9 protein-coding genes and 1 pseudogene are annotated in these 12216 nt (G+C 67.8%); 7 read left to right on the forward strand and 3 right to left on the reverse strand.

The annotated features are described in order from the left end of the window. Positions 1-95 precede the first annotated feature (95 nt). The 4 genes and pseudogenes from Q4V64_RS35820 to Q4V64_RS35835 all read left to right on the forward strand — a co-directional run bounded on the left by Q4V64_RS35820 (position 96) and on the right by Q4V64_RS35835 (position 2524). On the forward strand, positions 96-224 hold the full coding sequence (locus tag Q4V64_RS35820) for an aborycin family tricyclic lasso peptide (RefSeq protein ID WP_124436751.1): 129 nt from the start codon (positions 96-98) through the stop codon (positions 222-224). Positions 225-280: 56 nt separating this feature from the next. Next, positions 281-891, forward strand: a pseudogene (locus tag Q4V64_RS35825) (lasso peptide isopeptide bond-forming cyclase); the annotation flags it as partial. A 125-nt stretch (positions 892-1016) separates the two neighbouring features. After that, positions 1017-1721, forward strand: coding sequence for a CapA family protein (locus tag Q4V64_RS35830; protein ID WP_124436750.1), 705 nt, complete (start codon positions 1017-1019; stop codon positions 1719-1721). Positions 1722-1849: 128 nt separating this feature from the next. Then, a complete protein-coding gene (locus Q4V64_RS35835; RefSeq protein WP_124436749.1) occupies positions 1850-2524 on the forward strand; it encodes a response regulator transcription factor in 675 nt (224 codons plus the stop codon). 330 nt (positions 2525-2854) lie between these two features. Here Q4V64_RS35835 and Q4V64_RS35840 read toward each other — a convergent pair whose 3' ends face one another. The 3 genes from Q4V64_RS35840 to Q4V64_RS35850 all read right to left on the reverse strand — a co-directional run bounded on the left by Q4V64_RS35840 (position 2855) and on the right by Q4V64_RS35850 (position 5586). Further along, the gene (locus Q4V64_RS35840; RefSeq protein WP_124436748.1) at positions 2855-3175 is read right to left on the reverse strand and encodes a hypothetical protein; all 321 of its coding nucleotides are present in this window, start codon (positions 3173-3175) and stop codon (positions 2855-2857) included. A 688-nt stretch (positions 3176-3863) separates the two neighbouring features. Beyond that, complete coding sequence (locus tag Q4V64_RS35845) at positions 3864-4826, reverse strand: DMT family transporter (protein ID WP_124436775.1); 963 nt, start codon at positions 4824-4826, stop codon at positions 3864-3866. Positions 4827-4899: 73 nt separating this feature from the next. Next, the gene (locus Q4V64_RS35850) at positions 4900-5586 is read right to left on the reverse strand and encodes an XRE family transcriptional regulator (protein ID WP_253266622.1); all 687 of its coding nucleotides are present in this window, start codon (positions 5584-5586) and stop codon (positions 4900-4902) included. 505 nt (positions 5587-6091) lie between these two features. On the opposite strand from Q4V64_RS35850, the gene Q4V64_RS35855 reads away from it, so the two are divergent. From Q4V64_RS35855 to Q4V64_RS35865, 3 genes are all read left to right on the forward strand, one after another. After that, positions 6092-7927, forward strand: coding sequence for a non-ribosomal peptide synthetase (locus tag Q4V64_RS35855; RefSeq protein ID WP_124436746.1), 1836 nt, complete (start codon positions 6092-6094; stop codon positions 7925-7927). A gap of 115 nt (positions 7928-8042) precedes the next feature. Then, entirely contained in the window at positions 8043-11030 is a 2988-nt protein-coding gene (locus Q4V64_RS35860) for a type I polyketide synthase (protein WP_172628935.1), read from the forward strand. Beyond that, positions 11023-12213 (forward strand): MupA/Atu3671 family FMN-dependent luciferase-like monooxygenase, encoded by a 1191-nt coding sequence (locus tag Q4V64_RS35865; RefSeq protein WP_124436744.1) that lies wholly within the window; start codon positions 11023-11025, stop codon positions 12211-12213. Before Q4V64_RS35860 ends, Q4V64_RS35865 begins: the two co-directional genes overlap by 8 nt. Positions 12214-12216 lie beyond the last annotated feature (3 nt).

The raw sequence follows: 12216 nt of genomic DNA on the forward strand, positions 1-12216 counted from the left end.
TGCCCCATGCCTGTGGGACATGTCGCTCCGTAGGTTCCCAGACAGATCAAGGGCCGAACAGGTCGGCCCGAACGATCTGACCACTGGGACGAACCATGTCCGCGATCTACGAGCCCCCCGCCCTTCAGGAAGTTGGCGACTTCGACGAGCTCGCCAAGTGCCTCGGCGTCGGAAGCTGCGAGGACTTCGCTGGCTGCGGTTACGCCGTCGTCTGCTTCTGGTGATCACACCGGTGCCGGTGCGCTCGGGCGCACCGGCACCGCCCGGGGAACGAGGCGACATGGAATTCGTAGTTCTTCCGGACTGCCCGGCCGGTGTCCGACTGGCCGCGGACCTGCGGGCGGCACACCGGATCTATCACGCGTCGGGGCGGCCCTGGATTGTGGGTGACTGGCCCCAGGACGAGGTCACGGTGGTCGAAGCGGACCCGCGGCGGATGGTGCTGCTGGGACACACCTGGCTGGACGAGACGGCCACGACGGCCGCGCTCGGCCGGATGCGCTCGCTCCACGACGTGGATACGGCGCGTCCCGGCTGCCAGGGCTCTTTCATCTGACGGCTTCGATGGACAGCAGGACCCGGGTCCAGGGCTCGGTCGCCGGCGTACGACAGATCTTCACCGCCGTGGTCGACGGGGTCACGGTGGCGGCGAGCGGCATGGAGCCGCTGCTGCGGTTCACCGGCGCAAGCCTCGACGAGACGGTGCTGGCCGCCCGCCTGCTGGTGCCCGGCGGAGTGCCCTGGCCGCTAGCTTTGAGGCCTGTCCACCGGGGTATCGACCCGCTCGGCACCGGGCACTGGCTCGAACTGGACGCCGACGGCCGGTCGCGACAGATACGTTGGTGGAAGCTGCCGGAGGCGTCCCTCTCGCTGGCACAGGGCGCAGAGGCGAACCCACTGCGGTACAGCACGACCGCTGCAGGTGACGCCCGCTCAGATGGACGTGCTCCGGCAGATCGACGGGGCTACGGGCCCGGCGGGCCGAGGCGCGCACGCTGCTCGGTTTCGATCCCGCCATGCCCTCGCCCGACCGGCTCACCCTGTTCGCCACGCGCTTCCAGGCCGCGGACACACCAGGCTTCACCACCACCTGCGACCCGAAGGACCTCGACGAGATCTCCCAGTGGGTGGTCGAGGCCCGGCGCCGTGCGGACCTCGTCATGGTCAGCGTGCACTCCCACGAGCTCGGCCCGACGCCGGAGACACCCGGCGAATTCCTGCGCGAGTTCGCCCACCGGATGATCGACGAGGGCGCCGACATCGTGGTTGGACACGGCCCGCACCTCCTCCGCGGCGTGGAGCTCTACCGGCAGAAACCGATCTTCTACAGCCTGAGAAACATCGTCAGCCAGATCGAACGCGCCGACCGGGTCCCCGCCGAGGACTACGCGAGGGTCGCCGCGGGCGAACAGCTCACACCAGGACGGTACTTCGCCGAACTCGTCGCTCACGGCCGTCGGCTGTTCGCCCCGCACCGCCAGTACTGGCAGTCGCTCGTGCCGGTGCTCACGTTCGACGACGGCGCGCTCGTTGGCGCCCGCCTCCACCCGATCGAACTGGGTTTCGGCCAGCCGGTTCACCGCCGGGACCGCCCGCGTTTGGCAGGCCCGGTCGACGCCAAGGACATCCTCACCGACTTCGCCCGGCTTGCGGAGCCGTACGGCGCCACCGTCACGGTCGGGGACAGGGGGGCGGGTGAGTTGGTGATCGACGGGTCGTGACATCCGCGGGACGCCTCGCCCTGGCTGCTTTCGTCTCAACAGCTCGTGGGCGCAAAGCAGTTGAGAAAACGGAACTGCTAAAATCGCGGATCCGATGGCCCCGATGAGCAGCGTGCGAGGAATGCGGAATGACTGAGGCGGTCCGGGTGCTGATCGCGGACGATCAGGCGCTGTTGCGCGGGGGCTTCCGTGTCCTCATTGATTCGACACCCGGAATGGAGGTGATAGGCGAGGTGGGGAACGGCGCCAGGGCAGTGGAACTCGCCCGGGAACTCAAACCGGACGTCGTCCTGATGGATCTGCGCATGCCCGTCATGGACGGCATCGCGGCCACGCGGGAGATCTGCTCCGACGAGACGATGGCCGGTGTACGGGTACTGGCCCTCACGATGTTCGACATGGACGACTACGTCTACCCGGCCCTTCAGGCGGGCGCGAGCGGATTCATGCTGAAGGACGCCTCGCCGTCCGACCTGCTCGCCGGCATTCGCGTCATCGCCACCGGCGAGGGTGTACTGGCACCCACGGTCACGCGCCGCCTCATTGCGAACTTCTCCCGTAGCGACGAAACGGCTCGGTCGGCCCCGCGGCTCGTCGGGCTCACCAAGCGGGAACAGGAGGTGCTCGTGCTGATCGCGAACGGATTGTCGAACGCCGAGATCTCCCAGCAACTGGTGGTCAGCCTGCCAACCGTGAAGACCCATGTGAGCAGCCTCCTTTCCAAGCTGCATGCCCGCGACCGCGCCCAACTGGTCATCATCGCCTATGAAAGCGGCCTTGCCGAGCGCGGGATGCCGACCTGAGGGTGCGTAGAGAATTTGCGAGACGACGGTCCGCAAAGGCGTGTTCGAGCTGGAGGCCGGTGGAGCGCCGCTGGGGCGCGTGCGCCGCCTGTACGGACGGGCCGCGATGGTCAACCAGCGCATCCAGGCATTGAGCGTCTCCCAGCCCACAGGCCCCTGCGGGCATCTTCGCGGTGGCCCGGTTGATCGGGGCGAGGAGGTCGACGTCGTTACTGACCCGGTTGACGATCGGGTGGGCTTGGACGGAGTAGCCGCCTGCAAGGGCGTAGCCGAAGTCGTCGGCGAGGGCGTCGAGCCTGATGCGGATCAGTCGGCAGTGCAACTCGTCCACTACGCCGCGGCTGCCGCAGGTGCCAGCTCGGGAAAGCGGGTCTGCCAGGCCGCATGGGCCGGAGCGGGCAGGAACAGGTCCGTCCAGTGCCGGCGCAACAGACTGGCGTTCAGGTGTGCCCGCAGGTCAGCGGCGGACTGGGCCTCACGGATGACCCGCTCGTACATCAGGAGCAGGTCGGCATCGTCGGCGAGGTCGTATTCATAGCGCGGGCCCCAGTCGATGTGCCGGGACAGGGTCACGGCGCCGGAGGCCAGCCCGACCAACTCGTCGAGCGACTCCGGAAGCGCGTAGATCCTGGCTGCGGCGTACCTGCTCAAGTGCCCAGCATGCCGTGAGCCGTTGCGTCGTGGTACCGACGCTCGCATCCGACGCGGCGACGGGCTGCCCACGGCATGCCAAGCACTGGCCCCGCCAAAGTCAAACGGCCCGTTTCTCCGTGTGCCTTCCGACCGCCCTCGTCGGAAAACATGCAGGTCACAGTAGGTTTCCTCCGGCGACGGTGCTGCCTTGCGGCTCTCCGTCCCGCAAATAGCCCACGCAAGGCGATTTTGCGGGATCGGATATTTGGGATTCCATCTGTGTGGCGCCGCAAAGCCGCAGGTCGAAGGCTCATCGGACTGAGTGGTTATGGCCAAGTAGGCCGTGCGTTTTGGCATGCACAAGAAAGGCCCTGACCGGCGTTTCCGCTGGTCAGGGCCTAAATTTCCGGTGCCCCCGGCAGGATTCGAACCTGCGCACACGGCTCCGGAGGCCGGGCAGTTCCCAGACGTTTTCGCAGGTCAGTGGGCCACCTGGCGGAGCGTTAGCCTTCCGGTCCCGCGTACGTCCCGCGACTTGGAAATGTCATAATTTGACCTGCTTACCTAGATTGCTGCTGAGCGTCGGCCACACTGGCTGCAGCGGTGTCGAAGCAGAGTCTTGTCGAGGCCAACATGGAGGCACTGCTCCGGGGTCCGCTTCCTGGCGACCGAGTACAGCTCCGGTCCGGCTCGGTGCCGGCCGTCGTCACAAGGCCCTCTGGGGCTCGGACTGCGCAGCCGCTCGACTCTCGCCCACTTCCTGCGGGGTCCGTTCCTCAGGCTTGCCCCGCATGCGTGACACCGCGACCCCGGACAGACAGAGGAGCCCGCCGAGGAGGGACAGCCAGCCGGGCACCTCGCCGAGGAACAGCCACGACATGACGATGACGAGCACCGGCACGGCGTACGTCGTGGCACCCATCTTCCCGGCAGTGGTTCGCGATATCGCATACGCCCATGTGCTGAACGCCAGCGCCGTGGGGAAGACGCCCAGGTACACCACCTGCAGCGTCGCGGACGCGGGGGCCCGGCTCACCTCCGTCGCGAACCGACCTGCGAATGGCAGGCATGCCAGCGCCCCGACGAGCGCGCCGAACGTCGTCACCTGGAGCGGGGTGGCGTGCTTCAATGTCGGCTTCTGCAGTACGACACCCACTGCGTACACCACCGCCGCGAGCAGACACATCAGCACACCGACGACGGATGCCTCTTCTCCGCTGGAGGTGGCCAGTCCGACGATCACGGCCCCGACGAACGAGACCGCCACGCCCGCCATCAGCCGGGGTGGAAAGCCCTCCTTCAGCAGCCATCCGCCCAGCAGCGCCATCAGGATCGGCCCGATGTTGACGATCATCGCGGCCGTGCCGGCGTCCACCTCTCGCTCGCCCCAGTTCAAGGCGACCATGTACGCGCCGAACCACAGGATCCCCGAGGTGGCGATGCCGAGCCACGTTTCGCGGGGCGGGAATCCCTCGCGCCGGACGAGCAGAATGGCGAGCAGCACGACCGAGGCCACCGCCAGCCTCCCGAAGGCGAGTGGGCCCGGTTCGAAATGCTCGGCGGAGCTGCGAATGGAGATGAATGACGATGCCCACAGCACCACGGTGACCGAGGCGGCGACGAGTGCGCGGCCATCCGTCCCGGCCGGGGGCCGCGTCTCACCGGCCACCGCTGCTATTTCCGCCTGCCGACTCAAGATTGTTTCCTCCAAGACAGATACTCTGAAGTGTCGTCGAATAGAGTCATTGTCGTTCCTGGCTGCGAGGCGTCGCCGAGTCGGACTCGGGTAACAGGAGCACGTAGCGGAGATCCTGCCGATAGGCGGGAAGCAGAACCTGTGATGTGACGACTATGTCCCCCGACGCCACATGCGGGATTCGCAGTCGGAAACTATTTCTCTGGCGATAGGCTATGACCTTCGCGTCCTGCTCCCACAGTCGCCGGCATTCACGGTCCTGGAGCACCTCGTCGAGTATTTCCCCGAGTTGCCTGTTGTTGCGACTTGTTGCCAGAGAGAATCGCAGCTGGGCGAGATAGAGCGCGGCGTGCCGGGGCCATTCGGTGATCTGTTCGCGAGCCGTCGGCGTGGTGAGAGCCCAACGCAGGAGATTCGCTTCAGGCTCCCGGACCCAAGGAAACCACGTCGCCATGGGGCCCGTGTAGTCGAGCATGTTCCACGCGTGGTCGACGACATAGGCGGGGTATTGCTCATGAGTGGCGAGCAGGTGCGTGAGTGTGGCGAGGGCCTGTTCCTGTCCCTCCGGTCCCGGTGCGACCGGATCGGCATTCACGTGCACATGCCGGTACAGGGCCAAGCGTTCGTCCAGACCGAGTGCCAGTGCGTCGGAGAGGCGCTGCAACGTCTCGGGAGTGAGCGGTGCCCCCATGTCGCTCTCCAGATTGCGGTACCAGCGTTCGCTCACCTCCATGCGCTCGGCGACCTCTCTTTGGGGAAGCGGCCTGCCGCGCTGCAATTTCTTTCCCGCCACCGCCCGCCAAGCGCGTAATAAGTCCGGGAGCTTAGTGGTGTGGTACACCGGCTGAAATACCCCCCTGTTGTAGCAATCAGAGACCGAGGCGCAACGACGGCCCTGCCGAAATGAGCCCGAGCAGCCCACCCGTATGCTATCGGATGCGCAGAACCGCGCACTGTGACCTTCAGCACGACGGTCTGTGATCGTACTGATGGTAACCGGCAAATATTTACCGGTCAGCGGTCGTGGGGTTAGTGCGGCTGTCGGCCGGGGCATCATTGGGGCCGCACTGCCCGAGCTGTCTCATTTGTGCAAATTAATTCAGGGTTGACGGCATCCGGAGATCCGCCCCTCGGATATTGCGCGGCATATTTTTGCCGCTTGACGCTGGTTGAATCCCGCTGCAAGCATCGAAGCCAGTTCCCCTATTCGCCGCACTTCTCAAGTTGGAGAGTAATTCGTGCAGACGGTCGACGGCCTGTTGCAGCGGGCGTGTGAGAAATTCGCTGACGCGACCGCAACCAGCTCCGCTTCAGAAGCCCTTTCATATACCGAACTCCTGTCGCGCGCCCGGAAAGTGGCGGACGACCTGCGAGCGCAGGGCATCGGGCCCGGCGACGCCGTCGGCATTCTCGGTCGACGCAGCGCGTCGGTGATCGTGGCCGTCTTCGGTGTGTGGATTTCTGGGGGGATCGTCATGCTCGTCGATGACGCACTGCCGGATGTGCGTCGGCAGACCATGCTGGACTCCGGTCACGCGCGGGCGACCGTCGACTGCGCGAACGGCCACCAAATCGCTTTGCGGCCCGGCTCCGGGCCCACGGACGCAGGCGGTCCGGCCGGGATTCTCGACAACGAGGACTACGCCTATATCGCCTTCACCTCAGGGTCCACGGGGAAGCCCAAGGCGATCGTCGGAAGCCACACGGGGTTGTCCCGGTTCCTGGAATGGCAGTCCGGCGAATTCGACATCGGTCCGCAGGATCGATTCGCCCATCTCACCAACCTGTCTTTCGACGTCTGGTTCCGAGACGCCCTGACGCCCCTGATCTCGGGCGCCACACTGTGTATTCCGGATGAACGGCACCTCGACGCCACCGGAGTACGGGAGTTCCTGCGCAGCGAGGAGATCACGGGCTTCCACCTGGTCCCCTCGCTCGGCAAGGTATGGATGTCCGGCCTCACGGAGAGCGATCCGACGGCGAGCGTCCGGTTGTCCTTCTTCGCGGGCGAGCCTCTGGACGGCGCCCTGGTCAGCAGGTGGCAGGATCTCTTTCCGAACTGCCAGGTGGTCAACCTCTACGGCCCGACCGAGACGACACTGGCCCAGCACTTCCACCGGGTGCCGCACCGGCCGGCCGCCGGCATCCAGCCGGTGGGCCGCAACCTCCCCCAGTCGCGCAGCCGTGTCCTGGACGAGGACAGGAAGCCCTGCGCCGACGGTGTCGCCGGGGAGATCCACATCGTGGCGGAGCACCCCTCGTACGGCTATCTGGTCGACGGCCGGATCGTCTCGCCGTTCGTCGAACTCCACCTCGACGGGGAGCGGGTCCTCGCCTACCCGACCGGGGATCTCGGGCGGCGCGGCGCGGACGGCGACCTGGAGATCCTCGGCCGGGCGGACGACCAGATCAAGATCGCGGGCGTCCGGATCGAACTGCAGGAGGTGCGCTCCGCGATCCAGTCCCACCCCAGCGTCCGCGATGTCTTCGTCTGTGCGCAGGAGGACCGGTTCACCAAGTTCATCGTCGCGGTCGTCGAGGGGGACGCGACGGCCGAACGGGAACTGCGCGACTACCTGGGCGGGCGTCTGATGAGCGCGATGCTGCCCTCCGCCTACCTCTTTCTCCCCGAACTGCCCAAGCTCCCCAACGGGAAGATCGACCGTAAGGCGCTGTCCGAGACCGCTCGCGCCCATGTGCAGGCCCGGGCCCGGCACGCGGCCGACGAGGGACCGTCGGGTCCGAAGGCCCGGTCGGTCGCCGACCGGCTGGAGCGGATCTGGCTCTCCGTGGCCGGTGGCGGAGCCACCTCCCTGGCCGACCGTGAGTCGAACTTCTTCGACGTGGGAGGGACCTCGCTGACCATCGTCGTCCTCCACTCCGAGATCCAGAGCGAGTTCGGTGTGCGGTTCCCGATGGTCCGCCTCTTCGAGCACGCCTCCTTCAACGCGCAGCGCAGGTTCCTCGAGTCCATGACGAAGCAGCCGCGCAAGCGCGTACCGGGCACCTCGGCGGCCACGGCGCGCGCCGCACGCAGCCGCGTCCTGACGGCCAGGCGCGCCCGCCGGACCTGAGACGCGCCGCCCGCGCGAGTGGTCCCTGACCGTCGCCTCCGCACCGCACCGACTCGCCCCGCACCGCAGTGACCTGTCCCCGCACAGCACCGCACCGTACGGACCAAGGATGAACATGGACAATGATGACGAGCTGATCGCGATCGTCTCGATGGAATGCCGACTGCCCCAGGCCGACGACGTCGACGCATTCTGGCAGAAGCTGGTGAACGGCGAGAGCGCCATCAGGGATCTCACGGACGCGGAGGTCGCGTCCGCCGGGGTGCCGACGGGGCAACGGTCGCGCCCGGACCATGTGAAGCGGGCCGGAGTCCTGGAAGGCGTCGCCGAGTTCGACTCCACGTACTTCGGATACTCGCCGCGCGAGGCGGACGTCCTCGACGTCCAGCAGCGCCTCATGCTCCAGTCGTCAGTGTCGCTGCTGGAGCGGGCCAACATCGATCCGCAGCGCACCCAGCAGCGGATCGGTGTGTTCGCCGGCTCGGGAATGAGTACCTACCTCTTCGGGGCACTCCGCCGCCGCGACCTGGTCGACTCGCTCGGCGAGATGGTCGTCCGACACGGCAACGACAAGGACTTCCTGGCCACCCGGATCTCCTACAAGCTGAATCTGCGCGGGCCCAGCGTGAACGTGCAGACGGCGTGCTCGACCGGTCTCGTCGCCGTCCACTCGGCCGTGCAGAGCCTGCTCCTGAACGAGTGCGACGCGGCCATCGCGGGCGCGGTGCACATACGGGTGCCGCAGGAGTCCGGATACCAGTACCAGGTCGGCGGGGTGCTCTCGCCGGACGGCGTCTGCCGCCCGCTCGGCGCCGAGGCCAACGGCACGCTGTTCACCAACGGCCTCGGCCTCGTCCTGCTGAAGCGGCTGCGCGACGCGATCGCCGACGGCGACGACGTGCACGCGGTGATCGCCGGTTCTGCGGTGAACAATGACGGTGCGGAGAAGGTGAGTTTCACCGCCCCGAGCGTCTCGGGCCAGGTCGGAGTGCTCAGCGACGCCCTCCAGGTCTCCGGCGCCAAGCAGACGGACATCACCTACATCGAGGCGCACGGCACCGGGACCGCGCTCGGAGATCCCATCGAGATCGAGGCGATCAAGCAGGCGTACGGCCTCGACGGCGCCCGGTGCGGAATCGGTTCCCTCAAGGGCAACTTCGGGCACCTCAACATCGCGGCCGGCATCATCGGGCTGATCAAGGCGGCCCTGGTCCTGAAGCACAAGTACGTGCCGCCGACGGTGAACGTCGGCGAGGTCAACCCCGCGCTCGAACTGGACGGTTCACGCTACTTCGTGACCACCGAGGGGCACCCGCTCGACGGTGACGGAGACACCTGGGCGGGCGTCAGCGCGTTCGGCATGGGCGGCACCAACGGCCACGTCATCCTGAAGAGCTTCGAGCAGACGCCGGCCGAGCCCGCGGCACCCGCCGACGGCCCCAGCATCCTCACCTTCTCGGCGCGGTCCGAGGCCGCCCTGCGCGGCCAGGCGACCGCACTGGCACAGCATCTCGCCGCGCACCCGGAGGGTTCGCTCGCCGAGTACGCGTACACGCTGCGCGAGGGAAGGACACGGCACCCCTACCGGGCATCGCTGGCCGCGGTCGACCGGGCAGAGGCGGTCTCCCGTCTGAAGGCCGGGCGGTACCACCGGGGAGCCGAGGCGGACTCCGACGAGATCGCGTTCGTCTTCGCGGGCCAGGGAACGCAGCGCGGGGCGATGGGAGCCGTACTCGCCACGAAGAACGAGCGCTTCGCCCGCCGGCTCGACGAGGCGACCGCCGCGGTGAACGAGCACATGGACTTCGACGTGAACACGTACCTCGGGTCCGACGGCCAGGTGGACAGCATCGACACCTCGGTGGCGCAGCCGCTCCTGTTCGCCGTCGAGTACGCGCTGGCGGCCACCCTCATCGACTCGGGCGTCCGGCCCCGGTACGTCCTGGGACACAGCCTCGGCGAGATCGTCGCCGCGACCGTCGCGGGCGTGTTCGACCTGCGGTCGGCCGCGGCGCTCGTCGTGACGCGGGCGCGGCTCATGGGACGCTGCGAGACCGGGGCGATGCTCGCCGTCGATCGCCTGGAGCCCTTCGCGGACCTGCTGGACGGCGGCTCCCTGGTGGTCGCGGCGGCCAACTCCCCGCAGCAGCACGTGTTGTCCGGCAGCCACGAGGCCATCGACGCGGCTGCCGCGCTCGCCGTCGACGCCGGTGTCCACCACCAGCGACTGGCGACATCGCACGCGTTTCACTCGCCGCTCATGCGGGAGGCCGCAGACCGGTTCCTGGAGTTCCTCACGTCCTGCACCTTCCGGGCGCCATGGATCCCGCTGGTGTCGAACATCACCGGCGGGCTCCTCACGGAGTACGAGGCCCGGAGCCCGCACTACTGGGCGGACCATCTGCTGCGTACGGTCGACTTCGCCACCTCGGTGGACACACTGCGGCGCTTGGGCGTGCGCCGGTTCATCGAGATCGGCCCCGGCCGGTCGATGAGCAACCTGGTGCGGGCCGGCTTCGGGCCCGAGGCTGCCTCGACCCTCGAACTGGCCCAGACGCTGGGCGAACCGGAGCACGAGGACGAGTCGTTCGCGGACGCCGTCGCACTGGGCTGGACCGCCGACCCCGACGTGCCCATCGACGAGTACGCGAGCGCCGCACGGATGACGTCGCTGCCCACGTACGCATTCGAGCGGCACGTCCACTGGGTGGAGCCGGCGCTCGGCTTCGGCGGGGACACCGCCCGTTCCGGTGAGCCTGCGGCACAGGCCCCCGCCACCGGACCGGCGACCACCACCGGACCGGCGACCACCACCGAGCCGGCGGCAGGCGACTGCCCCGGCGACCTCGACGATCCCACGGAAGAGATCCGACGGGTCGTCGGGCAGATCTTCGAGAGCTTCCTCGGCGAGGCGGCCTCGGCCCACGACCGCGGGTTCTTCGAACTCGACGGAAACTCGCTGATGGCGATCCAGCTGATCAACAAGCTCCGCGAGACCTTCGAACTCGACTTCTCTGTCCGGGACTTCTACGAGAACAGCTCCGTGTCGGGAACCACGAACGTGATCAAGGCACTGCTGCTGGAGGAGCCCGCACATGTCTGACGGATCCTTCCTGGACGCCGGGCAGCTGGCGCAGCTCAAGGCGAAACTGAGGTCGGGCACCACGGGCACACCCGCCCCCGCACCCGTATCCGCCTCAGCGCCCGCCCCCGAGAGGCAGCGCGATCCGGCCGCGTCCTCCCTCCCCGACCTCGGCGTGATCTTCTTCTCCGGACTGAGTGGCGACAGCGACCCCTACGACCTTCTCCTGGACGTCTCCCGCTTCGTCGACGGCGCGGGCTTCGGCGCGATCTGGACTCCGGAGCGGCACTTCACCGAGGCCGGCGGCGCCTACCCCAACCCGGCCGTCCTGGGCTCCGCCCTGGCCGTGATCACCGAGAACGTGCGGATCCGGTCGGGAAGCGTGAACCTTCCGCTGCACGACATCCTGCGCGTGGCGGAGGAATGGGCCCTCGTCGACAACCTGTCGGGCGGGCGCGTGGACCTCGCGGTGGCGCCCGGCTGGCACTCACGGGACTTCGTCCTCAACCCCGAGGGCTACGAGAGCCGGGGGCAGGCGCTCAACGCGGCGCGGGAGCAGTTGCAACAGCTGTGGCGCGGAGTCCCCGTCGAACGGACCGACCCCGCCGGGGAACGCCACGACATCCTGACCTTCCCCCGGCCCGTGCAGTCTCAACTCCCCGTCTGGCTGACCTCGTCGAAGAGCGTCGACTCGTGGCGCTTCGCGGGCGAACAGGGCCTCAACGTCCTGTCGGCCCTCATCAACTTCGGGCCGGCCGAACTGCAGAAGCGGATCGACGTCTACCGCGAGGCGCGGGCCCGGGCCGGCCTCGACCCCGACCGGGGTGTCGTCTCGCTGATGCTGCACACCTACGTCGGCGTCGACGCGTACGAGGCCGTGGAGCGCGTGCGGACACCCATGACCGAGTACCTGAGTTCCTTCGTCACCCAGCACGCGACCTCGGGACAGAGCGAGTCGCAGGACAAGTCCCGGACGCTGCAGAACCTCGACGCGGACCGGGACGAGTTCCTCGAGATGGTGTTCCAGCGGTACGTCTCCTCCAGCTCGCTCATCGGCGATGTGAAGCAGGCCCGGCAGACGCTGGAGGGGTTCCGGGACATGGGCGTGGACGAGGTCGCGTGCCTCGTGGACTTCGGGCTGTCCAAGGACGAGGTGCTGGCGAGCCTCACCCGGCTCTCCTCGCTGCTCGAGAAAGGAGCATGACCT

This window comes from Streptomyces sp. NL15-2K, from assembly GCF_030551255.1.
Classification (GTDB): Bacteria; Actinomycetota; Actinomycetes; order Streptomycetales; family Streptomycetaceae; genus Streptomyces.